General features: G+C 66.7%; 16 protein-coding genes. 8 read left to right on the forward strand and 8 right to left on the reverse strand.

The genetic code is table 11. From position 1 onward, the window contains the following. Positions 1-80: 80 nt before the first annotated feature. Positions 81-698, forward strand: coding sequence for a hypothetical protein (locus tag O3139_RS06885; RefSeq protein WP_269516270.1), 618 nt, complete (start codon positions 81-83; stop codon positions 696-698). Next, a complete protein-coding gene (locus O3139_RS06890; RefSeq protein WP_269516272.1) occupies positions 691-1326 on the forward strand; it encodes a squalene/phytoene synthase family protein in 636 nt (211 codons plus the stop codon). Before O3139_RS06885 ends, O3139_RS06890 begins: the two co-directional genes overlap by 8 nt. A 28-nt stretch (positions 1327-1354) precedes the next feature. Here O3139_RS06890 and trmFO read toward each other — a convergent pair whose 3' ends face one another. Next, positions 1355-2752, reverse strand: a complete 1398-nt coding sequence (gene trmFO / locus O3139_RS06895) for a methylenetetrahydrofolate--tRNA-(uracil(54)-C(5))-methyltransferase (FADH(2)-oxidizing) TrmFO (protein WP_269516273.1) — start codon at positions 2750-2752, stop codon at positions 1355-1357. Between the two features lie 97 nt (positions 2753-2849). Here trmFO and O3139_RS06900 point away from each other — a divergent pair, with 97 nt between their 5' ends. From O3139_RS06900 to O3139_RS06915, 4 genes are all read left to right on the forward strand, one after another. Then, positions 2850-3659: a hypothetical protein gene (locus O3139_RS06900; RefSeq protein WP_269516274.1), complete on the forward strand. Its 810-nt coding sequence runs from the start codon at positions 2850-2852 to the stop codon at positions 3657-3659. Beyond that, positions 3656-4603, forward strand: coding sequence for a hypothetical protein (locus O3139_RS06905; RefSeq protein ID WP_269516275.1), 948 nt, complete (start codon positions 3656-3658; stop codon positions 4601-4603). The genes O3139_RS06900 and O3139_RS06905 overlap by 4 nt, the downstream gene beginning before the upstream one ends. A 22-nt stretch (positions 4604-4625) precedes the next feature. After that, positions 4626-5516 (forward strand): hypothetical protein, encoded by an 891-nt coding sequence (locus O3139_RS06910; protein ID WP_269516276.1) that lies wholly within the window; start codon positions 4626-4628, stop codon positions 5514-5516. A gap of 83 nt (positions 5517-5599) precedes the next feature. Beyond that, on the forward strand, positions 5600-6523 hold the full coding sequence (locus tag O3139_RS06915) for a CPBP family intramembrane glutamic endopeptidase (RefSeq protein WP_269516277.1): 924 nt from the start codon (positions 5600-5602) through the stop codon (positions 6521-6523). 9 nt (positions 6524-6532) lie between these two features. On the opposite strand, the gene uvrA is transcribed toward O3139_RS06915, so the two are convergent. From uvrA to O3139_RS06940, 5 genes are all read right to left on the reverse strand, one after another. Then, a complete protein-coding gene (gene uvrA / locus O3139_RS06920) occupies positions 6533-9466 on the reverse strand; it encodes an excinuclease ABC subunit UvrA (protein ID WP_269516278.1) in 2934 nt (977 codons plus the stop codon). Between the two features lie 209 nt (positions 9467-9675). Continuing rightward, complete coding sequence (locus O3139_RS06925) at positions 9676-11265, reverse strand: EAL domain-containing protein (protein ID WP_269516279.1); 1590 nt, start codon at positions 11263-11265, stop codon at positions 9676-9678. A gap of 79 nt (positions 11266-11344) precedes the next feature. Beyond that, positions 11345-11785 (reverse strand): flagellar basal-body protein FlbY, encoded by a 441-nt coding sequence (locus O3139_RS06930; RefSeq protein WP_269516280.1) that lies wholly within the window; start codon positions 11783-11785, stop codon positions 11345-11347. Further along, positions 11782-12105 carry a rod-binding protein gene (locus O3139_RS06935; protein WP_269516281.1) on the reverse strand — a complete coding sequence of 108 codons (324 nt, stop codon included), beginning with the start codon at positions 12103-12105 and terminating at the stop codon, positions 11782-11784. The genes O3139_RS06930 and O3139_RS06935 overlap by 4 nt, the downstream gene beginning before the upstream one ends. Next, positions 12105-13211: a flagellar basal body P-ring protein FlgI gene (locus O3139_RS06940; RefSeq protein WP_269516282.1), complete on the reverse strand. Its 1107-nt coding sequence runs from the start codon at positions 13209-13211 to the stop codon at positions 12105-12107. Before O3139_RS06940 ends, O3139_RS06935 begins: the two co-directional genes overlap by 1 nt. Before the next feature lie 182 nt (positions 13212-13393). On the opposite strand from O3139_RS06940, the gene O3139_RS06945 reads away from it, so the two are divergent. Both O3139_RS06945 and dksA read left to right on the forward strand, forming a co-directional pair. Continuing rightward, positions 13394-13819: a flagellar assembly protein FliX gene (locus O3139_RS06945; RefSeq protein ID WP_269516283.1), complete on the forward strand. Its 426-nt coding sequence runs from the start codon at positions 13394-13396 to the stop codon at positions 13817-13819. A gap of 181 nt (positions 13820-14000) precedes the next feature. Continuing rightward, a complete protein-coding gene (gene dksA, locus O3139_RS06950; RefSeq protein ID WP_269516284.1) occupies positions 14001-14435 on the forward strand; it encodes an RNA polymerase-binding protein DksA in 435 nt (144 codons plus the stop codon). Positions 14436-14504: 69 nt separating this feature from the next. On the opposite strand, the gene O3139_RS06955 is transcribed toward dksA, so the two are convergent. Both O3139_RS06955 and O3139_RS06960 read right to left on the reverse strand, forming a co-directional pair. Beyond that, the gene (locus O3139_RS06955) at positions 14505-16004 is read right to left on the reverse strand and encodes a replicative DNA helicase (protein ID WP_269516285.1); all 1500 of its coding nucleotides are present in this window, start codon (positions 16002-16004) and stop codon (positions 14505-14507) included. Positions 16005-16127: 123 nt separating this feature from the next. Further along, positions 16128-16508, reverse strand: coding sequence for a hypothetical protein (locus O3139_RS06960; RefSeq protein ID WP_269516286.1), 381 nt, complete (start codon positions 16506-16508; stop codon positions 16128-16130). Between the last annotated feature and the right edge of the window lie 47 nt (positions 16509-16555).

Below are 16555 nucleotides of genomic sequence, written 5' to 3' on the forward strand. Positions count from 1 at the left end.
GGCGATCTCGCCCGTGTGGCGTCCCCGGCCGATTAGGTTAGGGTCCGCCTGACTGATTCATTCCTGGGGAGGACACACCGGTGGCCAATCTGCTTTCGAACTTCCGCACGACGCTTCTGGTCAGCCTGACGCTGGCGGCGATCATGATCTTCGCCTTCGCACGGACCTCCGACGTCGATGCGCTCACCTTCGCCCAGGCCGTGGCGCGCTGGGCCCACGTCGGGTTCGGCATCCTGTGGATCGGGCTGCTGTACTATTTCAACTTCGTCCAGATCCGGATCATGCCGAACATCCCGGCCGAGCTGAAGCCGGCCGTCTCGAAACATATCGCGCCCGAGGCCCTGTTCTGGTTCCGCTGGGCCGCGCTGGGCACGGTGATCGCCGGCCTCGCCGTGATGGGGCTGAAGGGCCACGCCTATTCGGCCGAGGTCCTGAGCTTCGGCTTCGCCGGCGGGCTGGTCGAGGGCGACCAGGGCTTTGCCCTGATGGGCGTCGGCGTCTGGCTGGCCATCATCATGTTCCTCAACGTCTGGGGCATCATCTGGCCGAACCAGAAGCGGGCCCTCGGCATCGTCATCGTCGACGATGCGACGAAGGCCAAGGCCGCCCGCGTGGCCATGCTGGCCAGCCGCACCAACCTGCTGCTCAGCCTGCCCATGCTGACCTCCATGGCGATGTACCAGACCCTGTTTGGCTGAGGTCGCGGACAGTCTGGACGCCCAGGTCCGGGCGGCCGATCCGGATCGCTGGCTGTCCAGCCGGTTCGTATCCGACCCCCGGCGTCGCGCGGACCTGATCGCCCTCTACGCGTTCGAGGCCGAGCTGATGGCCATCCCGACGCGGGTCACCCAGCCGCTGCTGGCCGAGATGCGCTATGCGTGGTGGCGCGAGCAACTCGATGGCGTCTGGGCCGGGGTGGCGCGCAAGGGCCATCCGGTGCTGGAGGCCCTGACAGACATCGTGGGCCGCCACGGGCTGGATCGCGCGCCGTTCGACGCCCTGATCGAGGCCCACATCGGCCGGGTCCATGGCGAGCCGCACGATCTGGACGCCTTCTACGTCGGGCCGATGCAGACGGCCGTGCAGGTGCTGGTCGGGCCGGGCCACGCAGATCGTGTGACGGAAGCCGCGCGGGTGTGGGGGCTGTCGCAGGTGGGTCGAACCGAAGAGGCCGATGCGCTGAGGCGCACCGCCAACGGTGCCCTCGAAGGCCTCCCGTCGGATGCCTTTCCTGCCGTGGCCCATGCGACGCTGACCGCCAGGGATCGGTCCGGGGCTGCCAGACGGCTCAGGCTGATCTGGGCGACCCTGAGAGGCCGGATCTAGCGCCGGGCGATCAGGTTCCCCTGTCCGGTCAGGCCGCGTCGCGCCAGGCCTCCAGCGCTCGCAGCGCCCGGATACTCATCAGCCGCTTCTTGGCCCGGCCGCGCTCCTTCAGCGGGATCTTGACCCCGGCCTCGTCGACCTTGGGCGCGTCCAGGGGAGGCAGGAGGCCATAGTTGATGTTCATCGGCTGGAATTTCGACCCGGTCAGGTGTCCGCCGGTGATGTGCTCGACCAGGGCCCCGATGGCGGTGTGGGCGGCGGGGGCATCCAGCGGCCTGCCCAGCCGTTCCGCAGCGGCAAGGCGGCCGGCCAGCAGACCCGTCGCCGCGCTCTCGACATAGCCCTCGACCCCCGTGACCTGCCCGGCGAAGCGCAGACGCGGCATGATTTTCAGGCGCAGCTGACGATCCAGAAGCTGGGGGCTGTTCAGATAGGTGTTGCGGTGCAGCCCACCCAGCCGGGCGAACTGAGCGTTCTGCAGGCCGGGAATCATGCGGAACACCTCGGCCTGGGCCCCGTGCTTCAGCTTGGTCTGGAAGCCCACCATGTTGAACAGGGTCCCCAGCGCATTGTCCTGCCGCAGCTGGACGATGGCATGGGCCTTGACCAGCGGGTCGCGCGGATTGGTCAGTCCGACCGGCTTCATCGGGCCGTGACGCAGGGTCTCGCGGCCCCGTTCGGCCATCACCTCGATGGGCAGGCAGCCGTCGAAATAGGGAACCTTCTCCCAGTCCTTGAACTCTGCCTTGGGCCCGTCCAGCAGGGCGTCGATGAAGGCCTCGTACTGGGCCTTGTCCATCGGGCAGTTGACATAGGCGGCGGCGTCGCCGCCCGGGCCTTCCTTGTCATAGCGCGACTGTCGCCAGGCGATGTCGAAGTCGATGGTCTCGGCATGGACGATGGGGGCGATGGCGTCGAAGAACGACAGGCTCTCCTCGCCCGTCAGCGACAGGATGGCATCGGCCAGCGCCGGGGAGGTCAGTGGGCCGGTGGCGACGATGACGCTGTCCCAGTCCCCGGGGGGTAGGCCGCCGATCTCCTCGCGGACCACGGTGACCAGTGGGTGGGCGTGCAACCGCTCCGTCACCGTGCGGGAGAAGGCCTCGCGGTCCACGGCCAGGGCCCCGCCCGCCGGCACCAAGTTGACGTCGCCGCTGGCCATGATGATCGAACCCAGCGCCCGCATCTCGGCGTGCAGCAGCCCGACCGCATTGTATTCCCAGTCGTCCGAGCGGAACGAGTTGGAACAGACCAGCTCGGCCAGTCCATCCGTGTGGTGGGCATCGGTCCTGACCCCCGGAACGCCGCGCATTTCGTGGATCACGACCGGCACGCCCGCCTCTGCGATCTGCCAGGCCGCCTCCGAGCCGGCGAGGCCGCCGCCGATGACGTGGATGGGCTTCTGCGTGGGGGAAGGCGTGGTCATGCGGCTTCTTAGCCACGCCCGGCCAGTTCGTCAGCAGGTGTCTGTCAGGCGTCATCGTCGCGGTCTATGGTGAGGGGCTGCTCAACGAGGGGGCTTGATGAGCCACAAGGATGTACAGGGTCGGCGGCTGAACCTGCGCGACGCCCTGCGTGCGACGGCCAAGGCTATGCCGCGTCTCTGGCTGGGGGCCAGCGGCGTGCTGGTCGCGGCCGTGATGGCATGGACGATTCCGCTGTTCGTGGCGCTCGACGCCGGGATCGCGCCCTGGGTCTCCGGGGCGGCGGCACTGCTGACCCTGATGGCGGTCGGGGCCCTGGCGCGGTTGTCGATCAGCACGGACGCCCGCGCTGTGCGGGCGCTCGGACTGGGGCCGCTGGGCTTCCAGTTCGGTTGGCCCGAGCCGCGTCTGGTCGGTGCCGCCCTGCTGTGCCTGATCTTCCTGGGCATGATCGTCGCCATGCTGGGTCTGGTCGTCCTGGCCATCGCCGGGGTGGCCGAGCTGGACGTGGCGGCCATCCAGGCCCGCGACTGGGGGGGCGTCGGCCCGGCGTGGAAACTGGTCGTCCTGATCGTGGTCGGCCTGGGGGCCTTGCTGATCCCCCTTCTGCTGGCCGTGCGGCTGTCCCTGTTCGTGCCGGCCACCCTGGGTCGCAGGCAGATGGTGTCGCTGAACAGCATGGGCATTGCCTACGGCAGCTTCTGGCAGATCCTCGGCGGTCTGGTCGTGACGGCGGCCCCGCTTGTCGTCCTGCTGTCGCTCGCCGCAGCGGGCCTGCCGGGCGGCGTCCTCGGCCACACGGTCCTCATCGTCGGGCTCGTGGCCATACAGCTGCCCCTGACCCTCGGATTTCTCGGGACCGCCTATCGCCGGCTCGAGTACTGGAGCCCTGAGGAGGGCAAGGCATGAAACCGACATTCTCCATGGATGCGGCGCTGGGCGCGCCATTCGCCCTGATCCGGCGCCGGCCCCTGACCGTTCTGGGCTGGGGCATCGCCATGTTCGCGGTGGTCGCGGCAATCTATGCGGTGATGATCCCGCTGTTCCTGCGCCTGCCCTGGGGCGAAGGCGAAGCCATGATGGAGGCCTACACCGCCGAGGTCATGCAGCTGCAGGCCGCGATCAACGGGCTGAACATCGTCATGTATCTGGTCATGCTGGTGTTGGCGAATGCCGTGGGGCGGGCAGTCCTGTCCCAGGGGCGGCGAGACCCCTTTCTGTTCATGCGCCTGAGCATGGATGAGGTCCGGGTGGCGGTCGTGGTCGTCGCGACCTTCATCGGCTGGTATGTCGCGTTGCTGGTGCTGATCCTGATCGGGTTGGCTCTGGGGGCGGCGCTGTGGTCGGCCGGGCAGGGGGTCGCGATCGGCGTCGTCGTGATCTATGCCGTCCTTGTGCTGATCGGCGCGATCGTCGGCTGGGTGCGGGTGTCGCTGATGGCACCGGCGACATTGATCCTGGGCCGGTTCGCCTTCGCCGAAGGCTGGGCGATCGCCAGGGGACAGGTGCTGAAGCTGATCGGCATGAACCTGCTGGTCTGGCTGATCTACATCCTTTCCTACCTGGTGTTCGTAACCATCGTCGCGGCGATCCTGGTCGGCGGCTTCTTCGGTCAGGGGCTGGTCTGGCCCTCTGTCGTGGACAGCCCGCTCGATCTGATGCCGCTCGTCCGGTCGATGACGATTCCGTTCCTCGCCACCCTGCCCATCTTTGCCCTGTCGTTCGGCTTCTACATGTCCCTGATCACCGCCCCGTCGATCGTCGCCGCGCGGCAGTTGCTGGACGGGGCACCCTTGCCGGCGGCCCCCGTAGTGGCTGACGCTGCGGTCGGCGATGGGCTAGAACCCCTGTAGTGCAGTTCCCCGGAGGGATTCGATGACGTTTTCGGCCACAGACGCAGCGTTCGAGGGCTTTCGTATGGTGCGCAGGCACCCGCTGGCGGTGGTTTTCTGGGCAGCCCTGTATCTGGTGTTCCTTGCGGCCTTCTTCGGTGTGTTCGGCTCCAGCCTGGCCAGCTTCATGGCGGCGACCGAGACCCTGAAGGGCACCGAGCCCACACCCGCCGAGCTGGAGAGCCTCAGCCCGACCCTTTTGGGCCTGTTCGCCCTGGCCGCGCCTGCGGGTCTCCTGCTGGGAGCCATCCTGAATGCCGCCGTGGCGCGGGCTGTCGTCAGGCCGCAGGACAAGGCGTTCGGCTACCTGCGGCTGGGCTCCGACGAGCTGCGGGTGCTGGCGGTGACGGTTGTGATGTCCATCGTCTTCGGTGTCGGAACGATGGTCGTCTTCACTGTGGTCGGCATCTGCGCGGGTCTGGCCTCCGGCGCGAACGCGGGCCTCGGGTGGCTCGTGGGGATCGTATTGGGCCTTGGTGCCGTGGCGGCGATCGTCTGGATGATGGTCCGTCTGAGCCTGGCTGTACCGGTGACGGTCGCCGAGCGGCGGATCTCCCTGTTCGACTCCTTCGCCCTGACCAAGGGACATGCTCTGAGCCTGCTGGGCATGGGGCTCATTGCCTTCATCATGAGCATTCTGGTCGGCACGCTGATGAGCGTGGTAGCCTGGCCGCTGACGATGACGACCGGCGGGCTGGACCAGTTGGCCGCGCTGGACGGGTCTTCGACCATGGACATCCTTCGCGCCGCCGGGCCGGCCATTGCAGTGTTCGTGGTCGTGAACGCCGTGGTGTCGGCGCTGCAGCAGGCCGTGCTGTATGCGCCATTCTCGGCGGCCTATCTGGGCCTGAAAGGCCTGCCGCAGGAGGACTGATCGTCGTCAACCTGTCCAAGGCTTAACTTGGCCAGACCGGTGCGTGGCCCTAGCCTGATCCGGTCAAACGGGGAGCGGGCACCATGGCCGGACGGGAACTCTACGCAGCGGCAACAGACCGCCAACGCAGGACATGGTCGGTCGCGGCCGTCTTCCTGGCGCTGGCCTTCGTCGTGCTGGGACAGCTCGGTGCCGTCATTCCGATGCAGATCACCCATGCCCTGCCGTCGGATCAGACGCAGTGGCCCAGCCTGTCCTACATCCTGTTCGTCGCCTTCGGACTGGGTGCTGCTCTGACCCTGGCCTGGGTGGTGCTGTTCGAGCGACGCAGGCTGGCCAATGTCGGCCTAAACGGGGATTTCGCGGTCCGGTTCGGGCGAGGTTTCGGGCTGGGCCTCGCCTATCTGACCGCCGTCGTCTGCATCATCTGGGCGACCGGCGCCTACCGGGTCGAGGCCTCGGGCATCTTCCAGACCGGGCTGTCGGCGGCAGTTCTGACGCCGCTGGTGGTGCTGTTGTTCGGCTTCATCGTGCAGGGCTCGACCGAGGAGATCGTGTTCCGGGGCTGGCTGATGGGGATCATCGCCTCGCGCCACGGACTGGTGATCGCCCTGACGGTCTCCAGCCTGCTGTTCGGCCTGGCCCATGCCGGCAATATCGCGCCATCGCCGGAACTGGCCTTGGCCCTGGTCAACATAGCCCTGTTCGGTCTGTACATCGGCCTGTACGCCGCGCGCGAGGGTTCGATCTGGGGCGTTTGCGGCTGGCACGCGGCGTGGAACTGGCTGCTGGGCACAGGCTTCGGGCTGGAGGTCTCAGGCGAGGTCGTCAACGTCACCCCGTCGATCGTCGACCTGAAGGCCGTCGACGGCGCCGCCTGGTGGCTGACCGGCGGGGCCTTCGGGCCGGAAGGCAGTGTGGTCGTGACCGCCGTGCTTCTGATCAGCGTCGTCGTGCTGGTCGTGCGCGGCGGTTTCGCCCGGCACGGCGGCCTGGCGAAGGCCTGACCAGACCGGTCAGACCTTCGGCTTCGCCCGCTTCGGCTTGATGGTCTCGCCGGTCAATGCCGCGACCCGCGCCTTGCGGCGGGTTTCGTGCCGGTCCAGCACTTCCTTCAGATAGCGTCCGGTCCAGCTGGCGTCATTCGCCGCGACCTGCTCCGGTGTGCCGACCGCGACGATCTCGCCGCCGCCATCGCCGCCCTCTGGACCGAAGTCGAGCAGATAGTCGGCGACCTTGATGACATCCAGATTGTGCTCGATCACGACGATGGTGTTGCCCGCCTCGACCAGTTCCTGAAGCACGTCCAGCAGCTTGCGCGTATCCTCGAAATGCAGGCCGGTCGTGGGTTCGTCCAGGATGTAGAGGGTCTTGCCGGTCGCACGCTTCGACAGCTCCTTCGACAGCTTGACCCGCTGCGCCTCGCCGCCCGACAGGGTCGTCGCCGACTGGCCGACCTTGACGTAGTCCAGGCCGACGCGGGTCAGGGTCAGCATCTTGTCCCGGATCGGCGGCACAGCCTTGAAGAACTGCCCTGCTTCCTCGACCGTCATGTCAAGAACATCGGATATACTCTTGCCCTTGAAGACGATTTCCAGTGTCTCACGGTTGTAGCGCTTGCCCTTGCAGACGTCGCAGGTGACGTAGACGTCGGGCAGGAAATGCATCTCGATCTTGATCAGGCCGTCGCCCTGACAGGCCTCGCAGCGACCGCCCTTGACGTTGAAGCTGAACCGCCCGGGCCCATAGCCACGCGCTTTTGATTCCGGCAGGCCGGCGTACCAGTCGCGGATCGGCCCGAAGGCTCCGGTGTAGGTCGCCGGGTTCGAGCGCGGCGTGCGCCCGATCGGCGACTGGTCGATGTCGATGACCTTGTCGAAATGCTCCAGCCCCTCAATCCGGTCGAACGCGGCGGGGGCGTCCGACGCATTGTGCAGGCGGCGAGCGGCCGCCTTGTACAGGGTCTCGATCGTGAAGGTCGACTTGCCGCCGCCCGACACCCCGGTCACGCAGGTGAACAGGCCGACCGGGATCTCGCCGGTGACGTTCTTCAGATTGTTGCCGGTGGCACCGCTGATCTTCAGCGTCTTCTTGCGGTTGATCGGGCGACGGCCCTCGGGCGGCAGTTCGATCTCGCGCTCGCCGGTCAGGTATTTGCCGGTCAGGGACTTGGGGTTCGCCATGACCTGTTCCGGTGTGCCCTCGGCGCAGATCTCGCCGCCGTGGACGCCGGCGGCCGGGCCCATGTCGATGACGTAGTCGGCGGTCAGGATCGCCTCCTCGTCATGCTCGACCACCAGCACGGAATTGCCGAGGTCGCGCAGGCCGCGCAGGCTTTCCAGCAGGCGGGTGTTGTCGCGCTGGTGCAGGCCGATCGACGGTTCGTCCAGCACATACAGCACGCCGGTGAGGCCGGAGCCGATCTGCGACGCCAGGCGGATGCGTTGGCTCTCGCCGCCGGACAGGGTGCCCGAAGAGCGCGACAAGCTGAGATAGTCGAGGCCGACATTGTTCAGGAACCGCAGCCGGTCCGTGATTTCCTTCAGGATGCGGCGGCCGATTTCCAGCTGCTTGTCCGTCAGCCGCTCCGACAGGGTGGTGAACCACAGCCAGGCTTTCGAGATCGACAGCCAGCTGATCTCGGCGATGTCCTCGCCGTCGATCTTGACGGCGAGGGCCTCGGGCTTCAGCCGTTTGCCACCGCACGCCTCGCAGGGCGTTTCGGACTGGAAGCGGCCCAGCTCTTCGCGGACCCAGGCGCTGTCGGTCTCGCGCCAGCGGCGGTCGAGGTTGGGGATGACCCCCTCGAACGGCTTGGAGACCTCGTATTTGCGGGCGTTGTCGTCATAGACGAACTTGATCTTCTCACTGCCGGTGCCGTGCAGGATGACCTTGCGGGCCTGATCCGGCAGGTCGCGCCAGGGCACATCCATCGAGAAGCCGTAGTGGCGGGACAGGGCCTGCAGCGTCTGGGTGTAGAGGGGCGACGGTCCGCGCGACCAGGGGGCCACGGCACCCTTGTGCAGGGTCTTGTCCCGGTCGGGGATCACAAGGTCCGCATCGAAGGTCAGCTTCAGCCCAAGGCCGTCGCACACCGGACAGGCCCCGAACGGATTGTTGAAGCTGAACAGCCGGGGCTCGATCTCGCTGATGGTGAAGCCGGAGACGGGGCAGGCGAATTTCTCGGAGAACAGCAGCCGGCGCGGCTCCTCGCCCTCCGGTGCGGACGCCCATTCGGCCACAGCGATACCGTCGGCCAGGTTCAGCGCGGTCTGGATGCTGTCGGCATACCGCGCCTCCAGACCCGCCTTGGTGACGATCCGGTCCACGACAATGTCGATGTCGTGCTTGAACTTCTTGTCCAGCGTCGGCGCGTCCTCGATGGCGTAGAACTCGCCGTCGATCTTCAGCCGCTGAAAGCCCGAGCGTTGCCACTCGGCGATCTCCTTGCGGTATTCGCCCTTGCGGCCGCGCACGACCGGCGCCAGCAGCAGCAGCCGTTCGCCCTCGGGCAGGGCAGCCAGCTTGTCGACCATCATGGAGACGGTCTGGCTCTCGATCGGCAGGCCGGTCGTGGGCGAATAGGGCACACCCACCCGCGCCCAGAGCAGGCGCATATAGTCGTTGATCTCCGTCACCGTGCCGACGGTCGAGCGCGGGTTCTTCGACGTGGTCTTCTGTTCGATCGAGATGGCCGGCGACAGGCCCTCGATCAGGTCCACGTCCGGCTTGCCCATCAACTCCAGGAACTGGCGGGCGTAGGCCGACAGGCTTTCGACATAGCGACGCTGACCCTCGGCATAGATGGTGTCGAAGGCGAGCGAGGACTTTCCCGAGCCCGACAGGCCGGTCATCACGACCAGCTTCTCGCGCGGGATGTCCACATCCACGCCCTTGAGATTGTGCTCGCGCGCGCCGCGCACGCGGATGAAGTTGTGCTTTTCGGTCATCTGTTCCGGGAACGCGGGAAGGCCGGACAGGTGTCCGGTGCAACATCGCTATATGGGCATTGATCCCGGTGATTCAGCAAGAACAATGTGGGAACATTGACGCTGACGCATAATCGCGAGCGTCAACGCTGTCGCACGAGGGCGATGCTCCGGATCATGGTCAAGTCCCGCGATGACGACGTTCAGTCTTGCATGGACTGCGGCCGTCGTCAGCCCCAGACGGCTCCCGTCTGGCGGGCCGGTTCGGTGGAATGAAGGCGGGTGCGGGGTTCTATCTCGGCCTTTCCGAACAGCCAGCCCTGGCCGTAGTCGACCCCGAGATCGCGCAGGATGTCGGCGGTGGCTTGCGTCTCGACCATCTCGGCGATGGACTCGACCTTGAGCGAGCGGCACAGCTCGACCAGATGTTCGAGCATGGTCCGCGCGCGCGGATCGGTTTCCACGCCTTCGATAAACTTGCCATCGATCTTGACCGCGTCGACCGACAGACGGCGCAGGTAGTCGTATGAGGCGGACCCCGAGCCGAAATCGTCGATGCAGACCTTGATCCCGGCAGCGCGCAGCGCTCCAAGGCGACGGTTGGCGGCATCAACATCGGCCAGGGCGGCCGACTCGGTCACCTCGATGATCAGGCGGCGGCGCTCCACCGGGCGGACTGCTGTCATGCGCAGGACGGACTGCGCGTAGCGGTCATCCGCCAGGGAGGCACCCGAGACGTTGACGGCGAATTTCAGCAGGCCGGCGCCCGGTTGTCGCAGACGGCTCAGCGCCTTCTCGACCACCGCGACGTCGAAGCTGTCGATCAGGGCCAGTTCCTCGGCCATGTGGATGGTGTCGGCCGTGTCATCGGTCCCCTGGAACCTTGCCAGGGCCTCGAAGTGGTGAACCGCGCCTGTCTTGAGATCGACGATGGGCTGGTAATGCAGCTCGAAGCCGCGATCGCGCACCATGCTTCTGAAAGCGCTTGCGTTCTTGAGCGTGCGCGCCAGGGCGGCGGTGAAGGTCAGCTCCGGCCGATCCAGTCCGCCTTCCTTCAGGCAGCCTTCGACCGCGAACCGCAGGGCACGAAGCGTGTTCAGGGCATCGCCGCCGACATCGATGCCGACATCGACGGATCGGACATCCAGATTTTGCCCCTCGCTGAGACCGAGTTCGCGAACCTCGCCCGCGAGGTCGACGTCAATCGAACGATCGCGCAGCATGGCGAACTTCTCGGGACCCAGTTGGCCTGTGCTGTTGCCATCGACCGATGCCGCCTGAAGCGCGCCCTGGACGCGGGTATTCAGCCGTTCGCCCGCCTCGCCGAGCGCACCGATTGCCTGCAGGCCCTGAATGTCGACAAACGAGACGGCCAGGTCGCGGGACACGCCCGGCGCGGACAGGATATCGCGGGCCCTGTCCAGGAATGCTGCCGGTGTCAGCGCCGGACGCGACTGGGGATCGTGCAGCAGATAGGCCGGCCCTTCCCAGGTGACGGCTGACGAGATGTTGGGGGCCAGGTCGGGCATGAGGAACATGCGTACGCTGGCACGACGAACGTGGTTGTCACCCGCGGCAAACAGCAGTTCGACGGGAGGCGATCGGGTCCCGGGCGTGAGCTTGTTGAGTACCGCCTCGACCGCCTTGGCGCTGGCCTTGCCGACACCGTCGAAGATGGACAATCCGACGAGAGTCTCGGCCGGAATGTCCTTTGACGGACCGGAGCCCGTGGCAAAGACGATCTTGCCACCCGGAGCCAGCTCGACCAGCAGGTCGGAGGCCGCGAAGGCAAATCCCAGAAGTCGCGTGCGGATCGACATGAGTTCAATCTGCCATACAGCCCTTAAACTTCACCTGACACTCGTCGTTAAAATAGCGTTCGACCCGGTCTCGCTCCCGTCAGGCGGTGCGATTCAAGGTCACGGCGCGGCCGTCACCGGCCGCCGCGCGGCCGGATGCGCCATAGCCGGTGCCCATCGCGCGGGCACCAGCGACTTCCTGGGCGATGGCGCGAACCAGGCCCTCGGAGATGGTGCGCGCCGCCTCGACGGTTCGGGCATGAATGGCCAGGACGGCCTCGAACGTCTCGGTCGCCTTGATCAGGCTCATGCGTTCGCTGACGGGGGCGGCGGACAGCAAGCCGGGGTTCGATTTCAACTGGGCCGACTCGCGCCGGTAAAGATTGGCCAGTTCCTGGGTCTCGGCCAGGCTTGTGGTCACGTCCTGGGGGCGGCGTGAGGCGAAGGCATCGGTTTCGGCCTCCAGCCTGGCCGTCAGCCGGTCGGTCAGATCGGTCAGGCGACGCAGGTGGGCGGTGGCGGTGATCGGATCGTAGGTCACTCGGCGGCTCCTGCCTGAGCCTGAGCCTGCTGGGCCTGCATGCGAACCATCTCGGCGACCACTGTGTCGGCCAGGCCGATGCCGCCGGCCTTGACCGTCTGCTTGGCCATGGAGTCGATCATGAAGCTGCGCCAGGTGCCCTCGGCCTCGCCGCCCCCGAATGGACCGTCGGTCGACAGCCCCTCGAACATGGGTTTCAGCATCTGGGCCAGGAAGGACGCCTCGAAGTTCTCGGCCGTTTCGCGCATGCGGGCGGAGGCCGCGTTGGGAGCGGTGGGGGTCGGTGCCAGCAAGTCGGCGGAAATGGACAGGTCGCTCATTACAGCACCTCGATTTCGGCCTGCAGCGCGCCCGCTGCCTTGATGGCCTGGAGAATGGATATCATGTCGCGGGGCGAGACGCCGAGGGCGTTCAGGCCGTTGACCAGGGTGGACAGGGATGTCGCCCCGTTCACCAGCCGGATCTCGCGGCCCAGTTCCTCCTCGACCGTGACGTCGGATTGCGGGACGACCGCGGTCTGGCCCTGGCTGAGGGGGGCGGGCTGGCTGACCTGGGGACTTTCCTGAACCGAGATGGTCAGGTTCCCTTGTGCGATCGCGACGGTGGAGATGCGGACGTTCTCGCCCATGACGATGACGCCGTTGACCTCGTCGATGATGACCCGGGCGGGGGTATCGACGGCGACCGGCATGTTCTCGACCCGGCTGATGAAGGCCGCCATGCCCAGTTGCGCGGGGGCCCGCAGGGTGACGACCGACCCGTTCTCGGCCAGGGCCGTCGAGGGATAGGTCGAATTGATGGCGGCGGCGATCCGCTGGGCTGTGGTGAAGTCGGGGTTGCGTAGGGTCAGGCGGACTTCCTGAAGGCTGTCCAGGTTGAAGCCCGTCTCGCGCTCGACCGTCGCGCCCGAGGCGATTCGGCCGGCGGTCGGCACGCCGCGCGTCACCGACGAGCCGGAGGAGCCGGAACCGGACACGGAGCCGGTCTGTACCGAGCCCTGGGCCACGGCATAGACATTGCCGTCCGCGCCCTGGAGGCTGGTGACCAGAAGGGTGCCCCCCAGCAGGCTCTTGGCGTCGCACAGGCTGGAGACCGACACATCGACCCGCGCGCCCGGCGTGGCGAAGGGCGGCAGGTCGGCGGTCACCATGATGGCGGCCAGGTTCTTGGAGTTGGCGTTCGATCCCCGGATGTTGACGCCCAGCCGCTCGGTCATCCCTTCCAGTGACTGGCGGGTGAAGGGGCAGTTGCGCAGGCTGTCGCCCGTGCCGGCCAGGCCAACGACCAGGCCATATCCGACCAGCTGGTTGGTGCGCACGCCCTCGATCGAGGCGATGTCCTTGATGCGCGACTGAGCCGACGCCGGTCCGGCCACGGCGAATGCCAGGGCGAGCGGAGCGAGGAGGGCGGTCAGCAACTTCTGCATCGGGTGGTCTTTCGGCGGACGGACTCACCCGTGCGCTGCGAAAGTCGTGCCGGACAAAAAAACCCGTAAAATCAGCGCAAGGGCTTGCGGGTATGGGGTATCCCCGGCAAATCCTGCCGCGTCGTTAACCAAACGGTGACGGACGTCTGGCGATGGTGAGCCATGCCTCGGAGCACCCCGTCATGAAGGTCACTGGCCCCTCGGGTACCGGTCCCGCCACCGGTCAGCGGCCCGTACGCGCGAGCGGCGGCTTTTCCCTGTCCCAGGGCGTGTCCGCCCCGGCGACGGCTTCATCGCAAGCCGTTTCTTCGGCATCGGGGGTCAGCGATGTCTCTGCCCTGATGGCCTTGCAGGGCGTGGAGACCGCGACCGAGCGTCGACGCCGTGCCGTCCGGCGCGGAGCCGGACTGCTGGACCGCCTGGACGAGCTGAAACTGGCCCTGCTGTCGGGCGAGGCGGGGGAGGGCGCGCTGGAGCGCATGGCGCGGGGTCTGCGCGAAGAGCGTCCCGACGATCCGGATGAGACGCTGACGGGTCTGCTGCAGCAGATCGACCTGCGCGCCGCTGTCGAACTGGCCAAGGCCGAAGTTCGCCGCACTGCAACATAAACCCCGGAAATGCCGGTCAAATCCCGGGTTCGTCGAGCCGGGTGATGAAGAAATGTCACGCAGTCGGTGACAAGCGAGCTTGGCCGCGATCACGGACGCGCGATGATGGTTGCCGTGAGTCACCAACCCTGCCTATAGGCCGTCTTGCGCCATGGGGGGCGCTGTTTTGAGTGTGAGTGCGATGACCGCATTGGCCTCTGTTCCGTCGGACGAACCATCCGGTTACCGGCCTTCGGACGACGAGCCGTTCATGAACGAACGGCAGCTCGCCTATTTCAAGCATAAGCTGCTGGCCTGGCGAGACGATATTCTGCGTGAATCCAAGGGTACGGTCGTCAATCTGAAGGCCGAGACCGAGAACCATCCGGACCTGCTGGACCGGGCCTCCTCGGCGTCCGACCGGGCCCTGGAGCTGCGGACCCGCGACCGCCAGCGCAAGCTGATCTCCAAGATCGAGGATGCGCTCCGCCGGATCGAGGACGGGTCCTACGGCTACTGCGAAGACACCGGCGAGCCGATCGGCCTCGGCCGTCTGGAAGCCCGTCCCACCGCGACCCTGTCGGTCGAAGCCCAGGAACGTCACGAGCGTCGCGAGCGGGTTCACCGGGACGATTGAGGCTAATCTCTCACCCATCGGGAGGGCCGTGGATGCGGCGCGTCGATGGGAGCGACAAGGGGCCCGACTCTACTCCGGAATATCCCTGAAGTTTGAGTAGCGTCCATCGCGGGCGAGATTGCCGAACCGCGTGGTGTCCGCGTCGAAGCTGAGCTTCACGATGCCGATCGGGCCGTGACGCTGCTTGCCGATGACGACCTCGGCCTGGTGCTGCAGGATGTCCATGTCCTCCTGCCATTTCAGATGCTCTTCGGTGCCTTCGCGCGGCTCGGTGCGGCCGAGGTAGTAGCTTTCGCGATAGACGAACATCACGCAGTCCGCGTCCTGCTCGATCGAGCCGGATTCGCGCAGGTCGGACAACTGAGGCCGCTTGTCCTCGCGATTTTCCACCTGACGCGACAGCTGCGACAGGGCCACGATGGGGACGTTCAGCTCCTTGGCCAGCGCCTTCAGGCCGCCGGTGATCTCCGACACCTCCTGCACCCGGTTCTTCTGGCCGTTGCCTTCGCCCACGGTGATGAGCTGCAGATAGTCGACGATGATCAGGTCCAGCCCCTGTTCCATCCGCTTCAGGCGGCGGGCGCGTGCCGCCAGCTTGGAGATGGCCAGGCCGCCGGTGGCGTCGATATAGAGCGGACTCTCGCCGATCTCGATGGCCGCGTCCCGCACCTTGCCGAAGTCCGAGGCATCGATCTCGCCCTTGCGCAGGCGGTCGGAAGAGACGCCCGACGCATCGGCCAGAATCCGCATGGCCAGTTGTTCGGCGCTCATTTCCAGCGAGAAGAAGGCCACCACGCCGCCCGAGACCGTCTTGCGGCCATCCGGCGTCGGCTCCCAGCGATAGTTGCGCGCCACGTTGAAGGCGATGTTGGTCGCCAGCGCCGTCTTCCCCATCGACGGGCGGCCCGCCAGGATCAACAGGTCAGAGGGATAGAGACCGCCCAGCTTCTGGTCCAGATCGTCCAGATGGGTGGCCAGACCTGCCAGCTTCCCGTCGCGCTGATAGGCCTCGCCCGCCATCTGCACGGCACCGGCCAGCGCCGTCGAGAAACTGACGAAGCCGGAAGAGGGCGCGCCGGTTTCGGCCAGGGAATACAGGGTCAGCTCGGCCTGTTCGATCTGCTCGATCGCGGGCGTCTCCGGGTCCGGAGCCTCCTTGATGATCTCCCCGCCGATACGGATCAGATCGCGACGCAGGGCCAGGTCGTAGACCACGCGGGCATAGTCCGGCGCGTTCGCCCCCGGCGGGGCGCGGTCCATCAGGTCGGCGAGATAGCGCAGGCCGCCGAACTCGGCGAAGGCCGGGTCCTGCTTGAACCGCTCCATCAGGATGGTGGGCTCGGCCAGCATGCCCTGGCGGATGTGATCCTCGATCGCGTCGTACAGCCGCTGATGGAAGGGCTCGTAGAAATGCGACCCGCGCAGGCGGTCCGACAGCCTCTCGAAGATGGCATTGTCGAACATCAGCGCACCCAGAAGCGCCTGCTCGGCCTCCAGGTTATGCGGCAGGGACGGGATCGGAACCGCGCCGAAAGAGTCGGGGGCGAAGGAGGGGGAAAAGGCGTTCATCGGGTTAACGCATACCCCTCGCACGCCCCTGCGACAGCCTTGGATATGGCCTTGGCCGGGGATCGATTCGGCCCGTCTGTGGACCGCTGGAAAATCCCCAGACGGATCAGTTCGGGGCGCGGCTCAGCCGGCCGGACAGGGATAGCGATCCGCCATCCAGGCACGGATGCCGTCCGTCGGCGACATGCGACGCCGACGCTCGGCCGGGATGGCGTTCAAAAAGCTCAGCAACTGGCGCGCATTGACCGTAATGCGCTCAGCCGGGCAGGCGGGCGGTGTCCGTCCGGCCGCCCGCGCAGCGCGCACTTCGTCGCCGACGTTGGTGAAGGCGGTATTCGCCTCCCGCATCAGACGACGCGCGTCCGAGCGCAAGGCCGATGTCGGATTCAACGGCACCCTGTTTGCCTCGGTCACGAACGTGTCCAGGGTCCGCGTCTGGGCGGCGGCAGGGAGGGCAATAGCGAGAATGGACGCTGTCGCGACCACGATGATGATAGTTCTCATTGGGTCCCTCCAAGTCTGGCCAAGCTTTGCAGCGTAGCACGGCGGCG

This window comes from Brevundimonas subvibrioides (genome assembly GCF_027271155.1).
GTDB lineage: Bacteria > Pseudomonadota > Alphaproteobacteria > Caulobacterales > Caulobacteraceae > Brevundimonas > Brevundimonas subvibrioides_D.

Excerpts from the sequence above, each read along its gene's own strand:
- trmFO (WP_269516273.1), bottom strand. The coding sequence starts at position 2,752 with ATGACCACGCCTTCCCCCACGCAGAAGCCCATCCACGTCATCGGCGGC.
- O3139_RS06900 (WP_269516274.1), top strand. The coding sequence starts at position 2,850 with ATGAGCCACAAGGATGTACAGGGTCGGCGGCTGAACCTGCGCGACGCC.
- O3139_RS06905 (WP_269516275.1), top strand. The coding sequence starts at position 3,656 with ATGAAACCGACATTCTCCATGGATGCGGCGCTGGGCGCGCCATTCGCC.
- O3139_RS06910 (WP_269516276.1), top strand. The coding sequence starts at position 4,626 with ATGACGTTTTCGGCCACAGACGCAGCGTTCGAGGGCTTTCGTATGGTG.
- O3139_RS06915 (WP_269516277.1), top strand. The coding sequence starts at position 5,600 with ATGGCCGGACGGGAACTCTACGCAGCGGCAACAGACCGCCAACGCAGG.
- uvrA (WP_269516278.1), bottom strand. The coding sequence starts at position 9,466 with ATGACCGAAAAGCACAACTTCATCCGCGTGCGCGGCGCGCGCGAGCAC.
- O3139_RS06925 (WP_269516279.1), bottom strand. The coding sequence starts at position 11,265 with ATGTCGATCCGCACGCGACTTCTGGGATTTGCCTTCGCGGCCTCCGAC.
- O3139_RS06935 (WP_269516281.1), bottom strand. The coding sequence starts at position 12,105 with ATGAGCGACCTGTCCATTTCCGCCGACTTGCTGGCACCGACCCCCACC.
- O3139_RS06940 (WP_269516282.1), bottom strand. The coding sequence starts at position 13,211 with ATGCAGAAGTTGCTGACCGCCCTCCTCGCTCCGCTCGCCCTGGCATTC.
- O3139_RS06945 (WP_269516283.1), top strand. The coding sequence starts at position 13,394 with ATGAAGGTCACTGGCCCCTCGGGTACCGGTCCCGCCACCGGTCAGCGG.
- dksA (WP_269516284.1), top strand. The coding sequence starts at position 14,001 with ATGACCGCATTGGCCTCTGTTCCGTCGGACGAACCATCCGGTTACCGG.
- O3139_RS06955 (WP_269516285.1), bottom strand. The coding sequence starts at position 16,004 with ATGAACGCCTTTTCCCCCTCCTTCGCCCCCGACTCTTTCGGCGCGGTT.
- O3139_RS06960 (WP_269516286.1), bottom strand. The coding sequence starts at position 16,508 with ATGAGAACTATCATCATCGTGGTCGCGACAGCGTCCATTCTCGCTATT.